Source organism: Pseudomonas sp. GP01-A4 (assembly GCF_058780865.1).
Genome location: NZ_JBYSWF010000001.1, coordinates 53,736 through 77,845, shown reverse-complemented (window position 1 = coordinate 77,845; position 24,110 = coordinate 53,736). Strand labels below are relative to the sequence as shown.

Below are 24,110 nucleotides of genomic sequence, written 5' to 3'. Positions count from 1 at the left end.
GGCACCTCCGTGTGCATGTGCGCCGCTGTTGCATGGCGGACGCTGTGGTATCTTAGGCCATCTTTTTGCGTGCGATTTCACCTGGGGAGGGGGCATCGCAACGCCATCACTGAACTGGAAAGGCAAGCCAATGCAGCGTCTGTATCGGAAACGCATCGTTCTCGGCGTCGGCGGCGGCATTGCCGCCTACAAGAGCGCAGAGCTGGTTCGCAGGCTTCTCGACCAAGGCGCCGAAGTGCGCGTGGTCATGACCCGTGGCGGCAGTGAATTCATCACCCCGTTGACCATGCAGGCCTTGTCCGGCCACCCGGTTCACCTCGACCTGCTGGACCCTGCGGCCGAAGCCGCCATGGGCCACATCGAGCTGGCCAAGTGGGCCGACCTGGTGCTGATCGCCCCGGCCACCGCCGACCTGATCGCCCGCCTGGCCCAAGGCATTGCCGACGACCTGCTGACCACCCTGGTACTGGCCACCGACGCCACCGTCGCGATCGCCCCGGCCATGAACCAGGCCATGTGGCGCGACCCGGCCACCCAGGCCAACACCCAACTCCTGCAAAGCCGCGGCCTCAAGGTTTTCGGCCCGGCCTCCGGCAGCCAGGCCTGCGGCGACGTGGGCATGGGCCGCATGCTCGAAGCCACCGACCTGGCCCACTGCGCCGCCGACTGCTTCCAGCACCTGGCCCTGACCGGCAAGCACGTGCTGATCACCGCCGGCCCGACCCAGGAAAACATCGACCCGGTGCGCTACATCACCAACCATAGCTCAGGAAAAATGGGCTTTGCCCTGGCGGAAGCGGCGGTCGAGGCAGGCGCCCGTGTGACGCTGATCACCGGCCCGGTGCATCTGCCGACCCCGGATCGCGTCACCCGAATCGACGTAGTCAGCGCCCGCGACATGCTGGCGGCCTGTGAAGCGGCGATTCCCTGCGACCTGTTCATCGCTTCGGCTGCGGTAGCGGACTACCGCCCCGAGGTGGTTGCGCCGCAGAAACTCAAGAAAGACCCTACAAGCGGCGACGGCCTGCTCCTGCAAATGGTCCGTAACCCGGACATCCTGGCGACCATCGCCACCCGTGAGGACCGCCCGTTCAGCGTCGGTTTTGCCGCCGAAACCGAGCATTTGCTGGACTATGCCGCACGCAAATTGAAAGACAAAAACCTCGACCTGATTGTCGCCAACGATGTCGCCAACCCGAGCATCGGCTTCAACAGTGAGGAAAATGCCATCAGCGTGATCGACCGCGAGTTGCACGCTACCGTTTTCGCCCAGACCAGCAAGGGCAAGATTGCCCGCCAACTGATCTCTTTTATCGCCCAACGGCTGAACCAGGTTTAATTTCCATGCACGCTTTGCAAGCCAAGATCCTCGACCCCCGCATCGGCAACGAATTCCCGCTGCCGGCCTACGCCACACCAGGCTCCGCCGGCCTCGACCTGCGTGCCATGCTCAAGCAGGACACCGTGCTTGAACCAGGCCAGACCATTCTGATTCCGACAGGCCTGTCGATCTACGTGGGCGACCCGGGCCTGGCGGCGCTGATCCTGCCGCGCTCCGGCCTGGGCCACAAACACGGCATCGTCCTCGGCAACCTGGTGGGGCTGATCGACTCGGACTACCAGGGCGAGTTGATGGTTTCCTGCTGGAACCGTGGCCAGACCGCGTTCAATATCGCCGTCGGCGAGCGCATTGCCCAACTCGTGCTGGTACCGGTGGTGCAGGCGCACTTCGAGCTGGTCGAAGAGTTCGACGAAACACAACGCGGCGCAGGTGGCTTCGGGCATTCCGGCAGCCACTGACTAAGCTGAATTGACTTAGCCGAACAAGCCGGGTGCCTCACCCGGCCTGATGCCAACGCATGGCCTTTCAGGATGAAGAATGCGCGGAACTTACCAGCAAGGTTTCCCCAGTGAAATCAGGGCATTAAGGGGGCAAAAGGGCGGAGCTTCGGCGCCGATGGCACTTTTGCACCACGAACTCTATGCCAAAAACGCCGTCTTACCCTTCAGTTTGAGCCTGCCGGTCAGCACCCTTGAGGCCAGCCCAGCCCCTTATCGATGGAGTTCCCCCCCGCAATGAGCAACCCAGCCCGAGTCGCCCCGACATTTCCCGACAGCATTTTCCGCGCCTATGACATTCGTGGCGTGGTCCCCAAGACCCTGACCGCCGAGACCGCCTACTGGATCGGCCGCGCCATTGGCTCCCAGAGCCTGGCACAGGGCGAGCCCAACGTTTCCGTAGGCCGTGATGGCCGCCTGTCCGGTCCCGAGCTGGTCGAGCAACTGATCCAGGGTCTGGCCGACAGCGGTTGCCACGTCAGCGACGTGGGCCTGGTGCCGACGCCTGCGCTGTACTACGCAGCCAACGTACTGGCCGGCAAGTCGGGCGTGATGCTCACCGGCAGCCATAACCCGTCGGACTACAACGGCTTCAAGATCGTCATCGCTGGCGATACCCTCGCCAACGAACAGATCCAGGCCCTGCACACCCGCCTGAAGACCAACGACCTGACCAGCGGCGAAGGCAGCGTCACCAAAGTCGACATCCTGCAGCGCTACTCTGACCAAATCACCGGCGACGTCAAACTCGCGCGCCGCCTCAAAGTGGTGGTGGACTGCGGCAATGGCGCGGCCGGCGTGATCGCCCCGCAACTGCTCGAAGCCCTGAACTGCGAAGTGATCCCACTGTTCTGTGACGTAGACGGCAACTTCCCGAACCATCACCCGGATCCAGGCAAGCCCGAGAACCTGGTGGACCTGATCGCCAAGGTCAAGGAGACCGGGGCTGACGTCGGCCTGGCCTTCGACGGTGACGGCGACCGCGTTGGCGTGGTGACGGACACCGGCGAAAACGTGTTTGCGGACCGCCTGCTGATGCTGTTTGCCCGTGACGTGGTTGCGCGCAACCCAGGTGCCGAAATTATCTTCGACGTGAAGTGCACCCGCCGCCTCACACCGCTGATCAAGGAATACGGCGGTCGCCCGCTAATGTGGAAGACTGGCCACTCGTTGATCAAAAAGAAAATGAAAGAAACCGGCGCGCTGTTGGCCGGCGAAATGAGCGGCCATGTGTTCTTCAAGGAGCGCTGGTTCGGCTTTGACGACGGCATTTACAGCGCCGCTCGTCTGCTGGAGATCCTCAGCAAGGAAAAATCGACCGCGCAGGAGCTGTTCCAGACCTTCCCGAATGATATTTCTACGCCAGAGATCAATATCCATGTGACCGAGGAGAGCAAATTCAGCATCATTGACGCACTGCACGATGCGCAATGGGGCGAAGGCGCCGACCTGACCAGCATTGATGGTGTGCGAGTCGATTACGCCAAAGGCTGGGGCCTGGTTCGCGCATCCAACACCACACCGGTGCTGGTGCTGCGTTTCGAGGCGGATACCGAGGCTGAGTTGCAGCGCATCAAGGACGTGTTCCACGCCCAGTTGAAACGTGTTGCCCCTGATCTCCAATTACCGTTCTGATTTTTTACCGGAGCCCTGAATGACCCTCGAACGCGAAGCCGCCGCCAATACTGCCAAGGTCCTTTCCGAAGCGCTGCCTTACATTCGACGCTACGTCGGCAAGACGCTGGTGATCAAGTACGGCGGCAATGCCATGGAAAGCGACGAGCTGAAAACCGGCTTTGCCCGCGACATCGTGTTGATGAAAGCCGTCGGGATCAACCCGGTGGTGGTACACGGTGGCGGCCCGCAAATCGGTGACCTGCTCAAGCGCCTGTCCATCGAGAGTCACTTCATCGACGGCATGCGTGTGACCGACGCCCAGACCATGGACGTGGTAGAGATGGTCCTGGGCGGCCAGGTGAACAAAGACATCGTCAACCTGATCAACCGCCATGGCGGCAGCGCCATCGGCCTGACCGGCAAGGACGCCGAACTGATCCGGGCGAAGAAGCTCACCGTGACCCGCAAGACCCCGGAGATGACCCAGCCGGAAATCATCGACATCGGCCAGGTGGGCGAAGTGATCGGCATCAACACCGACCTGCTGAACCTGCTGGTGAAAGGCGATTTCATTCCGGTGATCGCGCCGATCGGTGTCGGTGCCAACGGTGAGTCCTACAACATCAACGCCGACCTCGTGGCCGGCAAGGTGGCCGAGGCGCTGAAGGCCGAGAAGCTGATGCTGCTCACCAACATCGCCGGCTTGATGGACAAGGAAGGCAAGGTCTTGACCGGCCTGACGACCCAGCAAGTGGACGACCTGATCGCCGACGGCACCATCTACGGCGGCATGCTGCCGAAGATCCGCTGCGCGCTGGAAGCAGTGCAAGGCGGCGTTGGCAGCTCGTTGATCCTGGATGGCCGGGTGCCGAATGCGATCCTGCTGGAAATCTTCACCGATACCGGTGTGGGTACCCTGATCAGCAACCGCAAGCGCCCCTAAGCGCTGGTAAACAAAAAGGCCCCGTTCAATTCGATTGAACGGGGCCTTTTCTATGTACTCGGTCTAAAAATGTGGGAGCGGGCTTGCTCGCGAAAGCGGCGGGTCAGTCGACACATATATCAACTGACAAGCCGTATTCGCGAGCAAGCCCGCTCCCACATGGATCTTCTAAACGCCGAACTGCTCGCGATAAGCCTTGACCGCCGGCAAATGCTGCTTGAGCTGCGGATCATCTTCCAGGAACTGCAACACCTGGTTCAGGGACACGATGCTCACCACTGGAATCGCGAAATCACGTTCCACTTCCTGGATCGCCGACAATTCACCGTTGCCGCGCTCCTGGCGGTTCAGCGCGATCAACACGCCGGCCGCCTTGGCGCCGTCCTGGGAAGCGATGATCTGCATCACTTCGCGAATCGCCGTACCGGCAGTGATCACGTCGTCGATGATCAGCACGTCGCCCTTGAGCGGCGCACCCACCAGGCTGCCGCCTTCGCCGTGGGCCTTGGCTTCCTTGCGGTTGAAGCACCAAGGCAGATCCAGCTCGTGATGTTCAGCCAACGCCACGGCGGTCGCGGCCGCCAGGGGGATGCCTTTGTAGGCAGGGCCGAACAGCACGTCGAAGGAAATGCCGCTTTCAACGATGGCGGCCGCATAGAAACGACCCAGCTGCGCCAGGGCAGAACCCGAGTTGAAAAGGCCGGCATTGAAGAAGTAAGGGCTGGTGCGCCCGGACTTCAAAGTGAACTCACCGAAGCGCAATACGCCGCGATCGATGGCAAAACGAATAAAATCGCGTTGATACGCCTGCATGAAAAAAGCCTCAGATACCACGGATTTAGCTAATTAGGTAGACGGCGTGTATCATACACGCACGCGATTTTTGGGGCCATTTATGCGGATCATCAGTGTGAACGTCAATGGTATTCAGGCTGCAGTCGAGCGTGGTTTGCTCAGTTGGCTGCAAGCCCAGAATGCCGACGTCATCTGCCTGCAGGACACCCGCGCCTCCGCCTTTGAACTGGACGACCCAGCCTTCCAACTGGATGGCTACTTCCTTTATGCCTGTGATGCCGAAGTTCCCGCCCAAGGCGGCGTGGCTTTGTATTCGCGGTTGCAACCCAAGGCGGTCATCAGCGGCCTCGGCTTCGAGACAGCCGACCGCTACGGGCGCTACCTGCAAGCCGATTTCGATAAGGTCAGCATTGCGACCTTGCTGCTTCCATCAGGGCAGAATGGCGATGAAGACTTGAACCAGAAGTTCAAGCTAATGGACGACTTCGCCCGTTATCTGGATAAACAGCGGCGCAAACGTCGCGAGTACATTTACTGTGGCTCGCTGTACGTGGCGCAACAGAAGCTGGATATCAAGAACTGGCGCGACAGCCAGCAATCCCCGGGCTTCCTGGCGCCGGAACGGGCCTGGATGGACGAGATTGTCGGCAACATGGGCTATGTGGATGCCCTGCGGGAAGTCAGCCGCGAAGGCGACCAGTACAGCTGGTGGCCGGATAACGAACAGGCCGAGATGCTCAACCTCGGCTGGCGTTTTGACTACCAGCTGCTGACGCCAGGCTTGCGTCGCTTCGTGCGCAGCGCACGTCTGCCACGCCAGCCGCGCTTCTCGCAGCACGCGCCGCTGATCGTGGACTACGACTGGACCTTGACCATCTAAGGTCTTTTTCCAGGCACAAAAAAACCGACATCACTGTCGGTTTTTTTGTGGGCGGTGGTTATTTGATCAACCGCAATGTCCACGGATAACGATAAGCCACGCCCTTGTTGGCCTTGATGCCCGCAATGATCGTCATCACCACCGCGCCGATCACCAGCACGGTCATCAACACGAAGCCGATCACGATAAAACCCAGCAGGAAGCAGACCGCCCAGGCAATGCCCACGGTGATCTGGAAATTCAGCGCTTCCTTGCCCTGGTCATCAATGAACGGGTCTGCATCCTTCTTCACCTGCCAGAGAATCAAGGGCCCCAGCAGGCTGCCGAACGGGAACATCAGCCCGAAGAACGCCGCAAAATGACAGAGCATCGCCCACTGGCGAACTTCCTTGGACGGTGTCGGCAGTGGAAGTTGGCTGTCACTCATGGCGTAGCTCCTTGGGGTTGAATCAGTCGGCCAGGGCGGCGTTCTGCAGTTCGAAGATCTCGGTCATGCCTTTCTGGGCCAATGCCAGCATGGCATTCAGGTCCGCCGGCTGGAATGGCGCGCCTTCGGCGGTGCCCTGCACTTCGATGAAACCACCGGTGCTGGTCATCACCACGTTCAGGTCGGTCTCGGCAGCCGAATCTTCAAGATAGTCCAGATCCAGCACTGGCTCGCCCTGATACATGCCGACCGATACAGCCGCGATCATCTGCTTGAGCGGATCGCCGCCTTTCAGGCCGCCACGTTTCTTGATGACTTTGAGCGCGTCGACCAGGGCAACCATGGCGCCGGTGATGGAGGCAGTACGGGTACCACCGTCGGCCTGGATCACGTCGCAGTCGACGTACAGGGTCACGTCGCCCAGCTTGGACATGTCCAGGGCTGCACGCAGGGAGCGACCGATCAGGCGCTGGATTTCCAGGGTGCGGCCGCCTTGCTTGCCACGGCTGGCTTCACGCTGGTTACGCTCGCCGGTGGCGCGCGGCAGCATGCCGTATTCGGCGGTCAACCAACCCTGGCCCTGGCCCTTGAGGAAACGCGGCACGCCGTTTTCGACGCTGACGGTGCAGATAACCTTGGTATCGCCAAACTCGACCAGTACAGATCCCTCGGCGTGTTTGGTGTAGTTGCGGGTGATGCGGATCGAGCGGAGCTGATCGGCAGCGCGACCACTTGGACGTTTCATAGGGGATACCTGTACGGAGGACGAAAAACTGCCGAGCATTATAGAGCCGCCAGCCCTGATCGGCACGGCTAAAAAATCCTGTTACAAACCCGGGCACCGAAGCCACTGTTTGGGGCCACCCGTCCCCTTGAGCTACAATCCTGCGCCTTCGCAGCCTGTCGGCTTCAATCTACCCATCAGCCCGCCTGTTTGCGGGACTGCATCGCGAGGTACCTCCATGGTGCACAGCATGACCGCCTTCGCCCGCGTCGAAAAAGCCGGCGTCCAAGGCACCCTGAGCTGGGAATTGCGCTCGGTCAACAGCCGCTACCTGGAGCCGCACCTGCGCCTGCCGGAATCGTTTCGCGACCTCGAAGGCGCGGTTCGTGAGGCACTGCGCCAGGGCATCTCCCGCGGCAAGCTGGAATGCACCCTGCGCTTTACCGAGGAAACCACCGGCAAGCCGTTGCAGGTGGATCGCGAGCGCGCCGCCCAATTGGTCGCCGCCGCCGAAACCATCGCCGGCCTGATCAAGCAGCCTGCCGCCATCAACCCGCTGGAAGTCCTGGCCTGGCCCGGCGTGCTGGTGGCCGATGCCACTGACCCACAGGCGTTGAACGCCGAGGCGCTGACCCTGTTCAACCAAGGCTTGAAAGAACTCAAGGCCGGCCGCGAGCGTGAAGGGGCCGAACTGGCCCGCCTGATCAGCGACCGCCTGACCTCCATTGAAGAAGACGTGGTGACCCTGCGCGAACTGGTGCCGCAGATGCTTGCCACCCAGCGCCAGAAGGTCCTGGACCGCTTCGCCGACATGCAGGCCGAACTGGATCCGGTGCGCCTGGAGCAAGAGATGGTCCTGCTGGCGCAAAAAAGCGACGTGGCCGAAGAACTCGACCGCCTGAGCACCCACATCCTGGAAGTGCGCCGCGTGCTCAAGTCTGCCGGTGCCGCCGGTCGGCGCCTGGACTTCCTGATGCAGGAACTCAACCGCGAAGCCAATACACTGGGCTCCAAAGCCTTTGATCCGCGCAGCACCCAGGCTGCGGTCAACCTCAAAGTGTTGATCGAGCAAATGCGCGAACAAGTACAGAATATCGAGTAAGGCACCCTGACATGACCCACAGCACCGGCACCCTTTACATCATTTCTGCCCCATCGGGCGCGGGCAAAAGCAGCCTGGTCAAGGCCCTGACCGACGCTGACGAGCAGATCCGCATCTCGGTATCCCACACCACCCGCGCCATGCGCCCGGGTGAAGTGAACGGCGTGCACTACCACTTCGTCGAGCGCACCGAGTTCGTCAAGATGATCGAGCACGGTGATTTCCTGGAGCGCGCCGAGGTCTTCGGCAACCTCTACGGCACCTCGCAAAGCCACCTGCAGCAGACCCTGGACGAAGGCCACGACCTGATCCTGGAAATCGACTGGCAGGGCGCCGAGCAAGTGCGCCAGTTGATGCCCAAAGCCCGCTCGATCTTCATCCTGCCGCCTTCGCTGGAAGCATTGCACCAGCGCCTGACCAATCGTGGCCAGGACAGCGACGAGATCATCGAAGGTCGCATGCGTGAAGCCGTCAGTGAAATGAGCCACTACGTCGACTACGACTACCTGATCATCAACGACGATTTCGCTCACGCGCTGGACGATCTGAAAGCGATTTTCCGCGCCAATCAGCTCCAGCAAAAGCGTCAGCAGCAGCGTTTCGGCAAATTATTGGCCGAACTGCTCGGCTGATTGGCTCTTCCCAAAACCGCTGCAGGGGCTTTACATTGGCACTTGTAGCGCGTTTGCGATGGCCTGCGAAAAATCAGCGCTTCCCTAAACGCTGGTGATTTTTTAAACTGTTCAGTCCGCTCGCCCAACCGGGCAGCGCGCATATTGCATTCGCTCCGAGGAATACCATGGCCCGCGTAACCGTTGAAGACTGCCTAGAACACGTGGATAACCGCTTTGAGCTGGTCATGCTCTCTACCAAGCGTGCCCGTCAACTGGCCACTGGCGGCAAAGAGCCCCTGGTCCAGTGGGAAAACGACAAGCCTACCGTTGTAGCCCTGCGTGAAATCGCTGAAGGCCTGATGAGCTACGAGTTCATCGCCAACGCCGAAATCGTTGAAGACGAACCGCTGTTTGCAGCGTTCGAGGACGAGTCCAACGAGGCCGTCTAAGCCTATGCCTGGTCGACGTAGCACGGCGCGGGGTCACAGCCAACGGCAGGAGTTAATACTTTGCCGAGCATAGACGCCCTCGCCGATCGCTTATCGACCTACCTCGGCCCAGACCAGGTCAACCTGGTCCGCCGAGCGTATTTCTACGCCGAACAAGCCCACGACGGCCAACGCCGCCGCAGTGGCGAGGCGTATGTCACGCATCCTCTTGCCGTGGCCAATATTCTTGCCGACATGCACATGGACCATCAGAGCCTGATGGCCGCGATGCTGCATGACGTGATCGAAGACACCGGCATTGCCAAGGAAGCGCTCAGTGCGCAATTTGGCGAAACCGTGGCCGAACTGGTCGACGGGGTCAGCAAACTGACCCAGATGAACTTCGAGACCAAGGCCGAAGCCCAGGCGGAAAACTTCCAGAAGATGGCCATGGCCATGGCCCGGGACATCCGGGTGATCCTGGTCAAGCTGGCCGACCGGCTGCACAACATGCGCACGCTGGAAGTGCTGTCCGGTGAAAAACGCCGGCGCATCGCCAAGGAAACCCTGGAAATCTACGCGCCCATCGCCAACCGGCTGGGCATGCACGCCATTCGTATCGAGTTCGAAGACCTCGGCTTCAAGGCCATGCACCCGATGCGTTCCGCGCGCATCTACCAGGCAGTGAAACGCGCCCGGGGCAATCGCAAGGAAATCGTCAACAAGATCGAAGAATCCCTGAGCCATTGCCTGGCGATCGATGAGATCGAGGGCGAGGTCAGCGGCCGGCAGAAACACATCTACGGCATCTACAAGAAGATGCGCGGCAAGCGCCGGGCCTTCAACGAGATCATGGACGTGTACGCGTTCCGGATCATCGTCGACAAGGTCGATACCTGCTACCGCGTGCTGGGTGCTGTACATAATTTGTACAAGCCCCTGCCGGGACGCTTCAAGGATTACATCGCGATTCCCAAGGCCAACGGCTATCAGTCGCTGCATACCACGCTGTTCGGTATGCACGGGGTGCCGATCGAGATCCAGATCCGCACCCGCGAAATGGAAGAGATGGCCAACAACGGCATCGCCGCCCATTGGCTGTACAAATCCACCGGCGACGAGCAGCCAAAAGGCACCCATGCCCGCGCCCGCCAGTGGGTCAAGGGCGTGCTGGAAATGCAGCAACGTGCCGGCAACTCCCTGGAATTTATCGAAAGCGTGAAGATCGACCTGTTCCCGGACGAGGTCTACGTGTTCACGCCCAAAGGCCGGATCATGGAGCTGCCCAAAGGCTCCACGGCGGTCGACTTTGCCTACGCGGTGCACACCGATGTGGGTAACAGCTGCATAGCCTGTCGGATCAATCGTCGACTGGCCCCGCTGTCGGAACCGCTGCAAAGCGGTTCCACGGTGGAGATCGTCAGCGCACCGGGCGCGCGCCCGAACCCGGCCTGGCTCAACTTTGTGGTCACCGGCAAGGCTCGCACCCACATCCGTCACGCCCTGAAACTGCAACGCCGTTCCGAGTCCATCAGCCTGGGCGAACGCCTGCTGAACAAGGTGCTCAACGGCTTCGACAGCTCACTGGACAAGATCCCGGCCGAACGCGTGCAGGCGATGTTGCACGAGTACCGCCAGGAACTGATCGAGGACTTGCTGGAAGACATCGGCCTGGGCAACCGCATGGCCTATGTGGTCGCGCGCCGCCTGCTGGGCGAAGGCGAACAGTTGCCAAGCCCCGAAGGCCCGCTGGCGATTCGCGGCACCGAAGGCCTGGTGCTCAGCTACGCCAAGTGCTGCACGCCGATCCCTGGCGACCCGATTGTCGGCCATTTGTCTGCGGGCAAAGGCATGGTGGTGCACCTGGACAACTGCCGCAACATCAGTGAAATCCGCCACAACCCCGAGAAATGCATCCAGCTTTCGTGGGCAAAGGATGTCACTGGCGAATTCAACGTCGAGCTGCGGGTCGAGCTGGAACACCAGCGCGGCCTGATTGCCCTGCTGGCCAGCAGCGTGAACGCGGCCGACGGCAATATCGAGAAAATCAGCATGGACGAACGCGATGGCCGCATCAGCGTGGTCCAACTGGTGGTCAGCGTGCACGACCGCGTGCACCTGGCCCGCGTGATCAAGAAACTGCGCGCCCTGACCGGGGTCATCCGCATCACCCGCATGCGCGCCTAGCCCATCCATTACAAGGAGTCATTCATGACCAAGACTGTTATCACCAGCGACAAGGCACCAGCAGCAATCGGTACTTATTCCCAGGCGATCAAGGCGGGCAATACCGTCTACATGTCCGGCCAGATTCCACTGGACCCAAAAACCATGGAGCTGGTTGAAGGCTTTGAAGCCCAGACCATCCAGGTCTTCGAAAACCTGAAGTCGGTTGCCGAAGCTGCGGGCGGTTCGTTCAAGGACATCGTCAAACTGAACATCTTCCTCACCGACCTGAGCCACTTCGCCAAGGTCAACGAGATCATGGGCAAATACTTCGAACAGCCGTACCCTGCCCGCGCCGCCATCGGCGTTGCCGCCCTGCCAAAGGGCGCGCAGGTTGAGATGGACGCCATTCTGGTCATCGAGTAAAACATCCGGCGCAGCGCTTCCACGGGAAGGCTGCGCCGAATTGGTTCTTGGAAGGATTTCGTAATGCGCAAAGCGCTCGTTGCCTCTTCGTTGCTCGCCCTGTTGCTCGGCGGCTGCGCCAGCAATCCCGCCGACCTGGATGTGAGCGGCACCTGGATCAACCAGGCCGCCATCGACGCGGCAGCCAAGGGCGGCCCTTTGCGTGAAGCCCTGCAGAGCTATGGTCCGAACCTCGAATGGGAGGTGAACACCAAAGCGTCCCAGGCCCGCTACTACAACGGTTTTGAAGTAGCTGAAGGCAAATTGCTGGGTGAAAAATCCGGCGCCTGGAGTGTCGATTTCTACGGCAGCTCCGCCACTGAACTCAAGCGTAAAGGCAAGCTGCTGCTGCAAGGGGCCAATGATAACGAGCCCGAGCAACTGTTCGCCCGTGCCAAGGATCCAGCCCCCGAAGGCGCGCCACTGGGTGCCAACTTCGAACGCACCCTGTACGCCGCCTACATGGGCGGCACCTGGAAAATCAGCAGCGGCACTGGCGAAGGCGCCACCGTACAGTTCCAGGCCAATGGCCAGGTGACCGGCTTGCCCGGCGCCGATCAGTACTCGCTGTGCCTGGCGGGCGATTGCGCCTCCATGAGCGGCGGCTACGACAGTATCTGGCTACAGTTGAACGGCCAGGGCAACCCGTGGATCTTTGCGCGCAAGGGCAAGCAACTGGAGATCTTCCAGGCGATCAACACCGCCCAGGCCGACGAGGTACCCTCGTTTACCCCCGGGCCACGACAGTGGTTGCTGGAAAAACAGTGACGCAAAAAAGGAGCCCTCAGGCTCCTTTTTCTTCACGCCGCGATCAACCCTCCAGGATCGCCGCATACCCTTCGCGATAACTCGGATAACGCGGCACCCAGCCCAACGCCTTGGCCCGGGCGTTGCTGCACTGCTTGCTACCGGCGCGTCGCACGCTGGCGTTCTCGGCCCATTCGGTCACGCCAAGGTACTCGCGCAACCAGGCAACCACCTCGGCCAGCGGGGCCGGAGCATCGTCAACGCCGATGTAGCACTTATCCAGCACACCGCCCTGCTCCACGTGCTGCAGCAAAAACGCCAGCAAACCCGCCGCGTCATCCGCGTGAATCCGGTTGCCATATAAAGGCGGATCAATCGCCACGCGATAGCCCTGGCGCACTTGGCTCAGCAGCCATTCCCGGCCCGGGCCATAGATACCGGTGAGGCGCACCACGCTCGCGGGAATGCCGCTATTCAACGCCACTTGCTCGGCTTCCAGCATGACTTGGCCGGAATAACCGCCTGCCTTGGTCTCGGAGCTTTCGTCGACCCACTCACCGTTCTGCTGCCCATACACACTGCTGCTGGACACAAACAGCAGGTGCCTGGGCTCCTGGCCGTAGTCGTTCAGCCACTCCAGCACATGCCGCAACCCTTGCACGTATGCCGCACGATAACCCGCCTCGTCGTGATCGGTGGCGGCCGCGCAATACACCAGGTAATCCACCCCGCCCACCGGCCAGGTATCGGGGCAGTCTTCATTGAACAGGTCGCCGGCAATCCCGATAACGCCCTTGGGAAGGCGCGAAATATCCCGCCGCAGGCCATGAACCTCCCAGCCCTGGGCCAGCAATTGGGTGGCCAGACGGCTACCGACATCGCCGCAACCGGCAATCACCACAGAAGGCGCAGACATCACAAAACTCCGTTCTTAAAGGTCAAGGTTAGCCCCCGCAGATGACCAGCGGCCAGCAAAACGACAAATAAAGTAACTGTATTACTTCTGTTAACAAGAATTACTTGCAATAATAACCGCCCATTTGTCCTCGACCCGTTACGGTCTGGAAGGACGCTCACTCATTTTTTCTCTCAGGTCCGGCCAGCATGACACGCAATACATCCCCCGCTTCGCCAACCAAGCCTCACAGCCCATCCCGCGCCTTGCGTGCGATTGCTGCAGTGCTGTTCAGCGTCCTGCTGGCACCGACCGCCGCGTTCGCCGACAACACCGCGCCGGCCGCCCCGCCTGCAGCGAGCGCGCCAGCTACAGAGCAAAACGCTCCTGCGCCAGCCGCTGCACCGGCCGCGACCGACCCGGCCCTGGCCGCCGAAGGCGCACCGGCTGACGATTCCGGCGTCGTGCTGGAAGAAGACAACAGCCTGGGCATGGCCCACGACCTGTCGCCGTGGGGCATGTACCAGAACGCTGACATCATCGTGAAGATCGTGATGATCGGCCTGGCCATCGCTTCGATCATCACCTGGACCATCTGGATCGCCAAGGGCTTCGAACTGCTGGGCGCCAAGCGTCGCCTGCGCACTGAAATCGTCCACCTGAAAAAAGCCACCACCCTGAAAGAAGCCAGCGAAAGCGCGGCGAAGAAGGGCACCCTGGCGCACCTGCTGGTTCACGACGCACTCGAAGAGATGCGCCTGTCTGCCAACACCCGTGAAAAAGAAGGCATCAAGGAACGCGTCAGTTTCCGTCTTGAGCGCCTGGTTGCCGCCTGCGGTCGCAACATGAGCAACGGCACCGGCGTGCTGGCCACCATCGGTTCCACCGCGCCCTTCGTCGGCCTGTTCGGTACCGTATGGGGCATCATGAACAGCTTCATCGGCATTGCCAAAACCCAGACCACCAACCTCGCCGTCGTGGCGCCCGGCATCGCCGAAGCCCTGCTGGCAACCGCACTGGGCCTGGTTGCCGCGATTCCTGCGGTGGTGATCTACAACGTCTTCGCCCGTTCGATCGCCGGCTACAAGGCGCAGGTGTCGGACGCTTCGGCAGAAGTCCTGTTGCTGGTCAGCCGTGACCTCGATCACCTGCCTACCGAGCGCAGCTCGCAACCGCACATGGTGAAAGTGGGGTAATCGGCCATGGGCCTGCATTTGAATCAAGGCGACGACGAGCTCGTCGAAAACCACGAAATCAACGTCACGCCGTTTATCGACGTGATGCTGGTGCTGCTGATCATCTTCATGGTGGCAGCACCGTTGGCCACCGTGGATATCAAGGTCGACCTGCCCGCTTCCAGCGCGAAACCTGCGCCGCGGCCGGAGAAACCGATATTCCTCAGCGTGAAGGCGGACCAGCGTCTGTTCCTGGGCGAAGAAGAAGTCAAATCCGACACCCTGGGCGCGGTGCTCGACGCCAAGACCCAGGGCAAGAAAGACACGACCATCTTCTTCCAGGCCGACAAGGGCGTGGACTACGGCGACCTGATGAGCGTGATGGATGCCCTGCGGGCAGCCGGCTACCTCAAGGTAGGCCTGGTCGGACTTGAGACGGCAGCCAAGAAATGATCACGACGCGCCACAAACTGACGCGTTATGGCACCAGCCTCGCCGTCGTGCTGGGCGTCCACGCCGTCGCGATCATCATCGCGCTCCAGTGGTCGGCGCCACATATGGTCCAGCTGCCTCCGGCCGCCATGGTCATCGACCTGGCACCGATGCCGGCGCCACCACCTCCGGCCCCGCCGAAGGTGATCACGCCGCCACAGCCGCCTGCGCCAGTCGAAGAGCTGCCATTGCCAAAACTGGCCGAGGCACCTAAGCCGACGATCCAGGTGCCAAAGCCGGTCAAGCCCAAGCCAAAACCACAGCCGCCCAAGCCTGTGGAGAAAAAGCCCGATCCGCCCAAGGAAAAACCTTCCGAAGAGCCGCCGAGCGAAACTCCGCAGAACAACGCGCCTACGGAAAAATCCGCCCAGCCACAACCGGGCCCTTCACCGCAGCAGATCGCGGCCAAGGCCACCTGGGAAAGTACCCTGCTGGGCCACCTGCAGAAGTACAAGAAGTACCCGCCGGGCGCCCAGGCGCGTGGCAAGGAAGGCCTGAACCGCCTGCGTTTCGTGGTGGATGCCGATGGCAACGTGCTGTCCTACGAACTGGTGGGCCGCTCCGGCAACGCCGACCTGGACCGCGCCACCCTCGACATGATCCGTCGTGCCCAGCCGCTGCCCAAGCCACCGGCCGACATGCTGAAAGGCGGAAGCATCGAGATCGTTGCACCGTTCGTTTACAACATCGAAAAACGTCGCCGCTAACCCCCACCGTGGGCACTCTCGGGTGCCCACGGCTGCTGTTCCCTCCCCGCGCATCACCGCAACCTGAACCAGGCTTGAACGAGTCGGCACCTAACTCGATCTTCACTTGTAACACTTAAAGACAACGCTAATTATCCGCGAATAGTTCTCATTAGCGGACATTCGGCATGCCCAACCTTGCCCGGCTGGCTCTCCTCCTACTGGCTTTACCCGTCGCTGCACAGGCGGATCAGCTAGTCACCCTGGTCATTCAGAACCACACCTTCAGCCCCTCGACGTTCGAGGTGCCGGCCGGTGAGCGCTTTCGCATCCAGCTCACCAGCCACGACGAAAGCGTCGACGAGTTCGAAAGCTACGACATGAAATTCGAAAAAATCATCGTCCCCGGCAACACCATCACGGTGTTTGCCGGCCCGCTGCATCCCGGCACCTACACCTTCTTCGATGACTACCACCCCGACCAGGCCAAAGGCACGGTCACCGCCGTCGCGGCCAAGGAGTAAGCCATGCTGGCCTGTCTGTTGATCGTGTTTCGAGAAGTGCTGGAAGCCGGGATTGTGGTGGGCATCGTGATGGCCGCCACCCAGGGCCTGGCAAGACGTGGGCTGTTCATTGGCGGCGGAATCGCAGCCGGCGTGCTCGGTGCCGGCATCTTGGCGCTGTTTACCGGCGCAATCACCCAGGCGCTGCAAGGCTTCGGCCAGGAAATTTTCAACGCGGCCATCCTGGTGGTCGCCGTGGTCATGCTGGGCTGGCACAACCTGTGGATGGCCAGTCATGGTCGCGAGCTGGCGACCCAACTGCGCAGCGCCGGCAATTCAGTACTCAAGGGTGAAAAATCACTCTGGGCCCTGGCCGTGGTCATCACCGTGGCCGTGCTGCGCGAAGGCTCGGAAATCGTGCTGTTCCTCTATGGCATCGCCGCCTCCAGCCAGACAGACCCACTGTCGATGCTGGCCGGCGGCGTGCTCGGCATCGTCGCCGGCGCCGCGCTGTCCTGGCTGATGTACCGCGGCCTGGTCGCCATCAGCCTCAAGCGCCTGTTCTCGATTACCGGCTGGATGATCGCCTTGCTTGCCGCCGGCATGGCTGGCCGGGCCGCCGCGATCCTCGCCGGTATCGACCTGATTCCCGCCTGGGGCTACCAGCTCTGGGACACCTCCTGGCTGGTCTCCGATGGCAGCCTCACCGGCCGCGCGTTGACCGCGCTGGTGGGCTACACCGACCGCCCCCTGGGCGTTCAATTGGTGGCGTGGCTCGTCACCCTCTCGCTCCTGGTGCTGGGTAACCGTTTACTGCATTCACGCCCGACACAATCACATTAACCGCCCCAGGAGCCCCACCATGAAACACCTGCGCAACCCCTTCGCCGCCGCACTGCTGCTCGTCAGCGCCGTGGCCGCTTCCGCCCTCGCCCAAGCCCGCGAATACCCGATTGGCGGACCGGTGCAGATCAATGACATGGAGATCGCCTCCTCGTACCTGGTGGGCATCGAAATGGCGCCCATGCCGCCAGGCATGGTGATGAGCAAGGACTCGGTACACCTTGAGACCGATGTGCACGCCACCGCCGACAACAAATACGGCCTGTCCAACGGTGAGTGGGTGCCCTACCTGACCATCAGCTACTCGTTGGTCAAGCAGGGCTCGCCCGACTACAAGGAAATCGGCACGCTGTTGCCGATGGTGGCCAAAGACGGCGCCCACTACGCCAACAACGTGAAAATGGACGGCCCCGGCACCTACACCGTGGTGCTGCGCTATGAAAGCCCACAGATCAAGGGCTTCTTCCACCATGTAGACAAGGAAACCGGCGTGCCTGAATGGTGGGCTCCCTTCACCGAAACCTTCACCTTCAAGTACCCGCAAAAGTGAAATACGGGGCGGCGATACCCGATTAACCGGTGTCGCGGCCCCTACGCTGTCTGATAACGTGCGTCTATCGATTGCAGCCGGTATGCTTGGCCCGCAACCTCATGGACGCCCGCTATGACTCTTACAGAATTACGCTACATCGTTACCCTCGCCCAAGAGCAGCACTTCGGCCACGCGGCCGAGCGTTGCCACGTCAGCCAGCCGACGCTGTCGGTGGGTGTGAAGAAGCTTGAAGACGAACTCGGTGTGCTGATTTTCGAGCGCAGCAAAAGCGCCGTGCGCCTGACGCCCGTCGGCGAAGGCATCGTCGCCCAGGCCCAGAAGGTTCTGGAACAGGCCCAGAGCATTCGCGAGCTGGCCCAGGCCGGCAAGAACCAACTGACCGCCCCGCTGAAAGTCGGCGCCATCTACACCGTCGGCCCGTACCTGTTCCCGCACTTGATTCCGCAACTGCACCGCGTCGCGCCGCAGATGCCGCTGTATATCGAAGAAAACTTCACCCACGTGCTGCGCGACAAACTGCGCAACGGCGAGCTGGACGCGATCATCATCGCCCTGCCGTTCAACGAGGCGGATGTGCTGACGCTGCCGCTCTACGATGAGCCGTTCTACGTGCTGATGCCGGCGTCCCACCCATGGACGCAGAAAGACACCATCGACGCGGGCCTGCTCAACGACAAGAGCCTGCTGTTGCTGGGCGAAGGCCATTGCTTCCGCGACCAGGTGCTGGAAGCCTGCCCGACCCTGACCAAGGGCAACGACGGCGCCAAGCACACCACCGTGGAGTCCAGCTCCCTGGAAACCATTCGCCATATGGTCGCCTCCGGACTGGGTATCTCGATCCTGCCGCTGTCGGCGGTCGACAGCCATCACTACGCCCCCGGCGTGATCGCCGTGCGCCCACTGACGCCGCCGGTACCGTTCCGCACCGTGGCGATTGCCTGGCGTGCGAGCTTCCCGCGTCCGAAAGCGATTGAAATCCTCGCCGACTCGATCCGCCTGTGTTCGGTGGCCAAGCCGCCTGCTGCGAGCTAATTAACGGTATGACTGAGCTGTCGCAGGTATCGGTGACGGCACTCAAGGGTGTCGGGGAGGCCATGGCCGAGAAGTTGGCCAAGGTCGGGCTGGAAAATCTCCAGGACGTGCTGTTCCACCTGCCCCTGCGTTACCAGGACCGCACCCGCGTGGTGCCCATCGGCCACTTGCGCCCTGGGCAGGACGCCGTGGTTGAAGGCACCGTCAGCGGCGCCGACGTGGTCATGGGCAAGCGCCGCAGCTTGGTGGTGCGCCTGCAAGACGGCACCGGCGGCCTGAGCCTGCGCTTCTACCACTTCAGCAACGCCCAGAAGGAAGGCCTCAAGCGTGGTACCCGCGTGCGCTGCTACGGCGAAGCCCGGCCCGGCGCTTCGGGGCTGGAAATCTATCACCCGGAATACCGCGCGATTACCGGCGACGAACCGCCGCCGGTAGACACCACCCTCACGCCAATTTACCCGCTCACCGAGGGCCTGACCCAGCAGCGCTTGCGCCAACTGTGCATGCAGACTCTGACGATGCTCGGGCCAAAAAGCCTGCCCGACTGGCTGCCCCAGGAACTGGCGCGCGACTATCAACTGGCGCCGCTGGATGATGCGATCCGCTACCTGCATCACCCACCCGCCGACGCCGACGTCGACGAGTTGGCTCTCGGGCATCACTGGGCCCAGCATCGCCTGGCGTTCGAAGAACTGCTGACCCATCAACTGTCCCAGCAGCGCCTGCGCGAGAGCATGCGTTCGCTGCGCGCGCCGGCCATGCCCAAGGCCAAGCGCCTGCCTGCGCAATACCTGGCCAACCTGGGGTTTGCACCGACGGGCGCCCAGCAACGGGTCGGCAATGAAATCGCCTACGACCTGAGCCAGAAAGAACCGATGCTGCGGCTGATCCAGGGTGACGTGGGCGCGGGTAAAACCGTGGTCGCCGCCCTCGCCGCGTTGCAGGCCCTCGAAGCCGGCTATCAGGTGGCGCTGATGGCGCCCACCGAGATTCTCGCCGAGCAGCACTTCATCACTTTCAAGCGCTGGCTCGAACCGCTGGGCCTGGAAGTCGCGTGGCTGGCCGGCAAGCTCAAGGGCAAGAACCGCTTAGCCGCCCTGGAGCAGATCGCCGCCGGCGCCCCGATGGTGGTGGGCACCCACGCGTTGTTCCAGGACGAAGTGAAGTTCAAGAATCTGGCGCTGGTGATCATCGACGAACAGCACCGCTTCGGTGTGCAGCAGCGCCTGGCCCTGCGCCAGAAAGGCGTGGGCGGCCGCATGAGCCCGCACCAGTTGATCATGACCGCCACACCGATCCCGCGCACCCTGGCCATGAGCGCCTACGCCGACCTCGACACTTCGATCCTCGACGAACTGCCGCCGGGCCGAACGCCGGTCAACACCGTGCTGGTCACCGACACCCGCCGCGTCGAAGTCATCGAACGGGTGCGCGGCGCCTGCGCCGAAGGCCGTCAGGCGTATTGGGTGTGCACGCTGATCGAAGAATCCGAAGAGCTGACCTGCCAGGCCGCCGAAACCACCTATGAAGACCTCACCAGTGCCTTGGGTGAACTCAAGGTCGGGCTGATCCACGGTCGCATGAAGCCGGTGGAAAAGGCCGCAGTAATGGCCGAGTTCAAGGCCGGCAACCTGCAATTGCTGGTGGCGACCACGGTGATTGAAGTCGGCGTCGACGTCCCCAACGCCAGCCTGATGATCATCGAGAACCCCGAGCGCCTGGGCCTGGCCCAACTGCACCAATTGCGCGGCCGCGTCGGCCGGGGCAGCGCCGCCAGCCACTGTGTGCTGCTGTACCACCCGCCGCTGTCGCAGATCGGTCGCCAGCGCCTGGGGATCATGCGCGAAACCAACGACGGCTTCGTGATCGCCGAAAAAGACCTCGAACTGCGCGGCCCCGGCGAGATGCTCGGCACCCGCCAGACCGGCCTGCTGCAATTCAAGGTCGCCGACCTGATGCGCGATGCCGACTTGCTGCCCGCCGTGCGCGACGCGGCCCAGGCGTTACTGGAGCGTTGGCCGGAACACGTCAGCCCGCTGCTGGATCGCTGGCTGAGACATGGGCAGCAATACGGCCAAGTGTGACGGCTGACTCACTTAGACAACCCTCACTTGTATCAAGCTGGTTATACTCCAATGACTGTAGGAAATTGGATTCAGGCCATGTCAGAAGTTGCCCTCGCCACAGCCCCACCGACTGCACCCTCGGTGATTCGGACGCTGCTTGCAAAGCTCGCCATCAGCTACACGGAAGTTGCCGAACGCCCCGGCCTGAACCCGGCGCAGAAGGTTCAAGCCGTACTGCTCGATGATGCCGTGGGTGCACTCATGGTGCTGTTTCCACAGAACCAGTTGCTGGACCTTAATCGCCTCGCCGAGCTCACCGGTCGGCGCCTCACGGCCGTGTCGCCGGAGCGCCTGGAGCGCATGCTCGGCAAGCACAGCCTGAGCCTGCTGCCCGGCCTGCCGCCGCTGACCAGTTCTCCCTGCCTCTACGAAGAAAGCCTGTTGCGTGAGCCGACCGTGCTGGTGCACTCGGGCGAAGCCGGGCTGCTGCTGGAGATTTCCAGCGACGCGTTCAAGAGCATGCTGACCAAGGCCAGCGCCGCGCATTTCGGCGAGCCGCTGAGCAACATCCGGCCAAACCTGGATCGCCCCAACGACGACCGCGAGGAAATCACCCAGGCGATGCAGGCGTTCACCGCCCGCCGTATCCAGCAGCGCCTGGAAGCCACCATCGAAATTCCGCCGCTGGCCGATACCGCGCAAAAGATCATCAAGCTGCGGGTCGACCCCAACGCCACCATCGACGACATCACCGGCGTGGTCGAAACCGACCCGGCCCTGGCCGCCCAGGTGGTGAGTTGGGCCGCGTCGCCCTACTACGCCTCGCCGGGCAAGATCCGCTCGGTGGAAGACGCCATCGTGCGCGTGCTGGGCTTTGACCTGGTGATCAACCTCGCACTCGGCCTGGCCCTGGGCAAGACCTTGAGCCTGCCCAAGGACCACCCGCAACAGGCCACGCCGTACTGGCACCAGTCGATCTACACCGCCGCCGTCATCGAAGGCCTGACCCGCGCCATGCCCCGCGCCCAGCGCCCGGAAGCCGGCCTGACGTACCTCGCCGGCCTGCTGCACAATTTCGGCTACCTGTTGCTGGCCCACGTCTTCCCGCCGCACTTCTCACTGATCTGCCGGCACCTGGAGGTCAACCCGCACCTGTGCCACAGCTACATCGAGCAGCATCTGCTGGGCATCAGCCGCGAGCAGATTGGTGCGTGGTTGATGCGCTATTGGGACATGCCGGACGAACTGTCCACCGCCCTGCGCTTCCAGCACGACCCGACCTACGACGGCCAATATGCGGAATACCCGAACCTGGTGTGCCTGGCCGTGCGCTTGTTGCGCAGCCGCGGCATCGGCTCGGGGCCGGATGAATCCATCCCGGACGAACTGCTTGAGCGCCTGGGGCTGACCAGGGACAAGGCAGAGGACGTGGTGAGCAAGGTGCTGGACGCGGAAACGTTGTTGCGCGAGTTGGCGTCGCAGTTCAGCCAGGGATAAATCGGGCGCCTGTTACACCGTATTCGCGAGCAAGCCCGCTCCCACATTCGACCGAGTTCCAACTTTGGAATGGGATTGAATGTGGGAGCGGGCTTGCTCGCGAATGCAGGCGACGCAGTATTGCTGAAGAACCCCCTAGCCTTTGGGCTTTTTCTTCGGCTTCAAATACTTGGTCAACCCCTGGAACCAGATCACCAGCGCCGGGTTGCCCTTGATCTGGATCGACTTGTCCTGAATCCCCGTCATGAACGCCAGTTGCTTGTTCTTCGCCTGCATCGTGGCGAAGCCGTAGGCGGCGTCTTTGAAGGCGATGGCAAACGCAGGCGCGGGATGAACACCCGAGCGGCTGGTAATGCGCTGGTCTTTGACGATGAAGTGACGGGCAACCTTGCCGTCGAGGGTCTGCAACTGGAACGCCAGGTCCTTGTCACCCAACTGCTGCTGGAACGCAGGGTTGGTGCGGCTGGCTTTGCCCATCAACAGGCCAAGCATCCAGAGAAGAAAACGAAATTTCATGCACACGGCCTCAGTGTAATTATTGGGTGGCCGCAGCAGTTTAACGATTTGTGCAAATAACGCTACCGATCTCCCGTTTTAGCAGGAGATCGGCTGGCGTTTAACGCTTATAGCAACAAATTTCCTCAGACGTTAGGGCAAGGAACCGGTGCCCAATCCGCCAGGTTTGGATCACGGCAAGTGCCTTCGATCTGCGCTTTACCGGCGCTGGCAACCTGCTTGCTTTCAGCTTGCTTGGTCTGGGCGGTCTGGATGGTTTTCTCGGTGGCTACGGCTTCTTTCGGCACGGTTGGCAGTACCGGCTTTTTCGCGACTTTTACCGGCTTCTTGCCTTTGGTTGGCGTCACCACCGGCGTGGTATCGGCAGTCGCAACAGTGACCACGTCGGCGCGTTGTACGCCCACTTGTTGCAGATCCTGTTCGTACGCCTGGGTGTAGTTGTTCAGGTCTTCGCTGGCCTTGCCGTTCACCGCGACGATCAGGTCGTTGGACTCTTTCAGGCCCGAGACGATTTCTGCCAGGCGCTTGCGGCCTTCAACGTCGTTGACGGTCTTGGCCTTGCGGTCGGCCACCAGCTTGGTGAACGCGCTCTGGTAGCACTGCTGGGACGCCTTGGCGTACGCGGTGCTGCGGTCGATGTCGGAGGCACGCTTGTTGACGTCGGTGGCGTAGGAGGCGATGCGCTGGTTGTCATCGGTGATCTGCTTCTGGCGCTCGGTGTAGTAACCCGCTGCACCACCGGCCAGGGCGCCGCCCGCTGCACCGATGGCAGCGTTGCGGCCGCGCTTGTCGGAGTCGCCGGTCAAGGCGCCCAGCAATGCACCACCGGCCGCACCCAGGGCGGCACCGGTGACCACCGACTTGGTCAGGTCCGAATCGGTAGCACGCAGGTGCTGCACCGGCTCGTAGCAGTTCGGGTAGTACTCGACCTTGGTGGTCGAGGCGACCTTGTTGGTCGGTGACGTTGCGCAACCGGTCAGCACCGTGCTGAAGCCTGCGGCAATCAGCAGCAGATGACGCTTGGAAACCGCCTTACGGGAAAAAATCATCGTTGTGTTCTCTTTTAAGTTTGACTTGCCCAGCGCGGCCCACCGCCGCCTGAGTC

Annotated in this window: 25 protein-coding genes and 1 pseudogene; 20 read left to right on the top strand and 6 right to left on the bottom strand. The window is 61.8% G+C overall.

What is annotated here, in order from left to right:
- Window positions 1-130 precede the first annotated feature (130 nt).
- From coaBC to argB, 4 genes and pseudogenes are all read left to right on the top strand, one after another.
- Complete coding sequence (gene coaBC, locus AC3WKX_RS00340) at window positions 131-1,339, top strand: bifunctional phosphopantothenoylcysteine decarboxylase/phosphopantothenate--cysteine ligase CoaBC (protein WP_008439425.1); 1,209 nt, start codon at window positions 131-133, stop codon at window positions 1,337-1,339.
- 5 nt (window positions 1,340-1,344) lie between these two features.
- Window positions 1,345-1,800, top strand: coding sequence for a dUTP diphosphatase (dut, locus tag AC3WKX_RS00335; RefSeq protein WP_003213270.1), 456 nt, complete (start codon window positions 1,345-1,347; stop codon window positions 1,798-1,800).
- A gap of 252 nt (window positions 1,801-2,052) precedes the next feature.
- Window positions 2,053-3,474 (top strand): annotated as a pseudogene (locus AC3WKX_RS00330) (phosphomannomutase/phosphoglucomutase); the annotation flags it as partial.
- 19 nt (window positions 3,475-3,493) lie between these two features.
- Complete coding sequence (gene argB / locus AC3WKX_RS00325) at window positions 3,494-4,399, top strand: acetylglutamate kinase (RefSeq protein WP_003213275.1); 906 nt, start codon at window positions 3,494-3,496, stop codon at window positions 4,397-4,399.
- 168 nt (window positions 4,400-4,567) lie between these two features.
- On the opposite strand, the gene pyrE is transcribed toward argB, so the two are convergent.
- Window positions 4,568-5,212 (bottom strand): orotate phosphoribosyltransferase, encoded by a 645-nt coding sequence (pyrE, locus tag AC3WKX_RS00320; RefSeq protein ID WP_003213276.1) that lies wholly within the window; start codon window positions 5,210-5,212, stop codon window positions 4,568-4,570.
- An 82-nt stretch (window positions 5,213-5,294) separates the two neighbouring features.
- Here pyrE and crc point away from each other — a divergent pair, with 82 nt between their 5' ends.
- On the top strand, window positions 5,295-6,074 hold the full coding sequence (gene crc / locus AC3WKX_RS00315) for a catabolite repression control protein Crc (RefSeq protein ID WP_003176915.1): 780 nt from the start codon (window positions 5,295-5,297) through the stop codon (window positions 6,072-6,074).
- Window positions 6,075-6,132: 58 nt separating this feature from the next.
- Here crc and AC3WKX_RS00310 read toward each other — a convergent pair whose 3' ends face one another.
- On the bottom strand, window positions 6,133-6,501 hold the full coding sequence (locus tag AC3WKX_RS00310; protein WP_003213278.1) for a DUF4870 domain-containing protein: 369 nt from the start codon (window positions 6,499-6,501) through the stop codon (window positions 6,133-6,135).
- 22 nt (window positions 6,502-6,523) lie between these two features.
- Window positions 6,524-7,246: a ribonuclease PH gene (gene rph / locus AC3WKX_RS00305; protein WP_003213280.1), complete on the bottom strand. Its 723-nt coding sequence runs from the start codon at window positions 7,244-7,246 to the stop codon at window positions 6,524-6,526.
- Between the two features lie 217 nt (window positions 7,247-7,463).
- Here rph and AC3WKX_RS00300 point away from each other — a divergent pair, with 217 nt between their 5' ends.
- From AC3WKX_RS00300 to AC3WKX_RS00275, 6 genes are all read left to right on the top strand, one after another.
- Window positions 7,464-8,327: a YicC/YloC family endoribonuclease gene (locus AC3WKX_RS00300; RefSeq protein ID WP_102604063.1), complete on the top strand. Its 864-nt coding sequence runs from the start codon at window positions 7,464-7,466 to the stop codon at window positions 8,325-8,327.
- An 11-nt stretch (window positions 8,328-8,338) separates the two neighbouring features.
- Window positions 8,339-8,959 (top strand): guanylate kinase, encoded by a 621-nt coding sequence (gmk, locus tag AC3WKX_RS00295; protein WP_003213284.1) that lies wholly within the window; start codon window positions 8,339-8,341, stop codon window positions 8,957-8,959.
- 167 nt (window positions 8,960-9,126) lie between these two features.
- The gene (gene rpoZ / locus AC3WKX_RS00290; RefSeq protein WP_003176920.1) at window positions 9,127-9,390 is read left to right on the top strand and encodes a DNA-directed RNA polymerase subunit omega; all 264 of its coding nucleotides are present in this window, start codon (window positions 9,127-9,129) and stop codon (window positions 9,388-9,390) included.
- Window positions 9,391-9,450: 60 nt separating this feature from the next.
- Window positions 9,451-11,556, top strand: coding sequence for a bifunctional GTP diphosphokinase/guanosine-3',5'-bis pyrophosphate 3'-pyrophosphohydrolase (spoT, locus tag AC3WKX_RS00285; protein WP_008439435.1), 2,106 nt, complete (start codon window positions 9,451-9,453; stop codon window positions 11,554-11,556).
- A 24-nt stretch (window positions 11,557-11,580) separates the two neighbouring features.
- Complete coding sequence (locus tag AC3WKX_RS00280; protein WP_003213288.1) at window positions 11,581-11,961, top strand: RidA family protein; 381 nt, start codon at window positions 11,581-11,583, stop codon at window positions 11,959-11,961.
- 63 nt (window positions 11,962-12,024) lie between these two features.
- On the top strand, window positions 12,025-12,768 hold the full coding sequence (locus AC3WKX_RS00275) for a hypothetical protein (RefSeq protein ID WP_003213290.1): 744 nt from the start codon (window positions 12,025-12,027) through the stop codon (window positions 12,766-12,768).
- Between the two features lie 43 nt (window positions 12,769-12,811).
- Here the strand turns inward: AC3WKX_RS00275 and AC3WKX_RS00270 are convergent, their stop codons facing one another.
- Window positions 12,812-13,663: an SDR family oxidoreductase gene (locus tag AC3WKX_RS00270; protein ID WP_102604062.1), complete on the bottom strand. Its 852-nt coding sequence runs from the start codon at window positions 13,661-13,663 to the stop codon at window positions 12,812-12,814.
- Between the two features lie 188 nt (window positions 13,664-13,851).
- Between AC3WKX_RS00270 and exbB the strand changes: the two genes are divergently transcribed.
- From exbB to AC3WKX_RS00225, 9 genes are all read left to right on the top strand, one after another.
- Complete coding sequence (gene exbB, locus AC3WKX_RS00265) at window positions 13,852-14,838, top strand: tonB-system energizer ExbB (RefSeq protein ID WP_102604061.1); 987 nt, start codon at window positions 13,852-13,854, stop codon at window positions 14,836-14,838.
- A gap of 6 nt (window positions 14,839-14,844) precedes the next feature.
- Window positions 14,845-15,270 (top strand): TonB system transport protein ExbD, encoded by a 426-nt coding sequence (gene exbD / locus AC3WKX_RS00260; RefSeq protein WP_003213296.1) that lies wholly within the window; start codon window positions 14,845-14,847, stop codon window positions 15,268-15,270.
- Window positions 15,267-16,016, top strand: coding sequence for a TonB family protein (locus tag AC3WKX_RS00255; protein WP_003213297.1), 750 nt, complete (start codon window positions 15,267-15,269; stop codon window positions 16,014-16,016). Before exbD ends, AC3WKX_RS00255 begins: the two co-directional genes overlap by 4 nt.
- Before the next feature lie 167 nt (window positions 16,017-16,183).
- Complete coding sequence (locus AC3WKX_RS00250) at window positions 16,184-16,519, top strand: cupredoxin domain-containing protein (protein WP_003213299.1); 336 nt, start codon at window positions 16,184-16,186, stop codon at window positions 16,517-16,519.
- A 3-nt stretch (window positions 16,520-16,522) separates the two neighbouring features.
- Window positions 16,523-17,341 carry an FTR1 family iron permease gene (locus AC3WKX_RS00245; protein ID WP_008439439.1) on the top strand — a complete coding sequence of 273 codons (819 nt, stop codon included), beginning with the start codon at window positions 16,523-16,525 and terminating at the stop codon, window positions 17,339-17,341.
- 19 nt (window positions 17,342-17,360) lie between these two features.
- Window positions 17,361-17,891 carry an iron transporter gene (locus AC3WKX_RS00240; RefSeq protein WP_003213303.1) on the top strand — a complete coding sequence of 177 codons (531 nt, stop codon included), beginning with the start codon at window positions 17,361-17,363 and terminating at the stop codon, window positions 17,889-17,891.
- Between the two features lie 114 nt (window positions 17,892-18,005).
- Window positions 18,006-18,926: a hydrogen peroxide-inducible genes activator gene (locus tag AC3WKX_RS00235; protein WP_003213305.1), complete on the top strand. Its 921-nt coding sequence runs from the start codon at window positions 18,006-18,008 to the stop codon at window positions 18,924-18,926.
- An 8-nt stretch (window positions 18,927-18,934) separates the two neighbouring features.
- Window positions 18,935-21,010: an ATP-dependent DNA helicase RecG gene (recG, locus tag AC3WKX_RS00230; protein WP_102604141.1), complete on the top strand. Its 2,076-nt coding sequence runs from the start codon at window positions 18,935-18,937 to the stop codon at window positions 21,008-21,010.
- A gap of 78 nt (window positions 21,011-21,088) precedes the next feature.
- Window positions 21,089-22,489, top strand: a complete 1,401-nt coding sequence (locus AC3WKX_RS00225) for an aminoacyl-tRNA deacylase and HDOD domain-containing protein (RefSeq protein WP_087693715.1) — start codon at window positions 21,089-21,091, stop codon at window positions 22,487-22,489.
- A gap of 135 nt (window positions 22,490-22,624) precedes the next feature.
- Here AC3WKX_RS00225 and AC3WKX_RS00220 read toward each other — a convergent pair whose 3' ends face one another.
- Window positions 22,625-23,005, bottom strand: coding sequence for a hypothetical protein (locus AC3WKX_RS00220; RefSeq protein ID WP_008439448.1), 381 nt, complete (start codon window positions 23,003-23,005; stop codon window positions 22,625-22,627).
- A 125-nt stretch (window positions 23,006-23,130) separates the two neighbouring features.
- The gene (tagQ, locus tag AC3WKX_RS00215) at window positions 23,131-24,054 is read right to left on the bottom strand and encodes a type VI secretion system-associated lipoprotein TagQ (protein WP_008439449.1); all 924 of its coding nucleotides are present in this window, start codon (window positions 24,052-24,054) and stop codon (window positions 23,131-23,133) included.
- Between the last annotated feature and the right edge of the window lie 56 nt (window positions 24,055-24,110).

Excerpts from the sequence above, each read along its gene's own strand:
- AC3WKX_RS00275 (WP_003213290.1), top strand. The coding sequence starts at position 12,025 with ATGCGCAAAGCGCTCGTTGCCTCTTCGTTGCTCGCCCTGTTGCTCGGC.
- exbD (WP_003213296.1), top strand. The coding sequence starts at position 14,845 with ATGGGCCTGCATTTGAATCAAGGCGACGACGAGCTCGTCGAAAACCAC.
- crc (WP_003176915.1), top strand. The coding sequence starts at position 5,295 with ATGCGGATCATCAGTGTGAACGTCAATGGTATTCAGGCTGCAGTCGAG.
- rpoZ (WP_003176920.1), top strand. The coding sequence starts at position 9,127 with ATGGCCCGCGTAACCGTTGAAGACTGCCTAGAACACGTGGATAACCGC.
- AC3WKX_RS00255 (WP_003213297.1), top strand. The coding sequence starts at position 15,267 with ATGATCACGACGCGCCACAAACTGACGCGTTATGGCACCAGCCTCGCC.
- rph (WP_003213280.1), bottom strand. The coding sequence starts at position 7,246 with ATGAAACGTCCAAGTGGTCGCGCTGCCGATCAGCTCCGCTCGATCCGC.
- pyrE (WP_003213276.1), bottom strand. The coding sequence starts at position 5,212 with ATGCAGGCGTATCAACGCGATTTTATTCGTTTTGCCATCGATCGCGGC.
- dut (WP_003213270.1), top strand. The coding sequence starts at position 1,345 with ATGCACGCTTTGCAAGCCAAGATCCTCGACCCCCGCATCGGCAACGAA.
- AC3WKX_RS00270 (WP_102604062.1), bottom strand. The coding sequence starts at position 13,663 with ATGTCTGCGCCTTCTGTGGTGATTGCCGGTTGCGGCGATGTCGGTAGC.
- coaBC (WP_008439425.1), top strand. The coding sequence starts at position 131 with ATGCAGCGTCTGTATCGGAAACGCATCGTTCTCGGCGTCGGCGGCGGC.
- tagQ (WP_008439449.1), bottom strand. The coding sequence starts at position 24,054 with ATGATTTTTTCCCGTAAGGCGGTTTCCAAGCGTCATCTGCTGCTGATT.
- AC3WKX_RS00240 (WP_003213303.1), top strand. The coding sequence starts at position 17,361 with ATGAAACACCTGCGCAACCCCTTCGCCGCCGCACTGCTGCTCGTCAGC.
- AC3WKX_RS00245 (WP_008439439.1), top strand. The coding sequence starts at position 16,523 with ATGCTGGCCTGTCTGTTGATCGTGTTTCGAGAAGTGCTGGAAGCCGGG.
- recG (WP_102604141.1), top strand. The coding sequence starts at position 18,935 with ATGACTGAGCTGTCGCAGGTATCGGTGACGGCACTCAAGGGTGTCGGG.
- gmk (WP_003213284.1), top strand. The coding sequence starts at position 8,339 with ATGACCCACAGCACCGGCACCCTTTACATCATTTCTGCCCCATCGGGC.
- AC3WKX_RS00235 (WP_003213305.1), top strand. The coding sequence starts at position 18,006 with ATGACTCTTACAGAATTACGCTACATCGTTACCCTCGCCCAAGAGCAG.
- AC3WKX_RS00225 (WP_087693715.1), top strand. The coding sequence starts at position 21,089 with ATGTCAGAAGTTGCCCTCGCCACAGCCCCACCGACTGCACCCTCGGTG.
- AC3WKX_RS00300 (WP_102604063.1), top strand. The coding sequence starts at position 7,464 with ATGGTGCACAGCATGACCGCCTTCGCCCGCGTCGAAAAAGCCGGCGTC.
- exbB (WP_102604061.1), top strand. The coding sequence starts at position 13,852 with ATGACACGCAATACATCCCCCGCTTCGCCAACCAAGCCTCACAGCCCA.
- AC3WKX_RS00250 (WP_003213299.1), top strand. The coding sequence starts at position 16,184 with ATGCCCAACCTTGCCCGGCTGGCTCTCCTCCTACTGGCTTTACCCGTC.
- AC3WKX_RS00220 (WP_008439448.1), bottom strand. The coding sequence starts at position 23,005 with ATGAAATTTCGTTTTCTTCTCTGGATGCTTGGCCTGTTGATGGGCAAA.
- AC3WKX_RS00280 (WP_003213288.1), top strand. The coding sequence starts at position 11,581 with ATGACCAAGACTGTTATCACCAGCGACAAGGCACCAGCAGCAATCGGT.
- argB (WP_003213275.1), top strand. The coding sequence starts at position 3,494 with ATGACCCTCGAACGCGAAGCCGCCGCCAATACTGCCAAGGTCCTTTCC.
- AC3WKX_RS00310 (WP_003213278.1), bottom strand. The coding sequence starts at position 6,501 with ATGAGTGACAGCCAACTTCCACTGCCGACACCGTCCAAGGAAGTTCGC.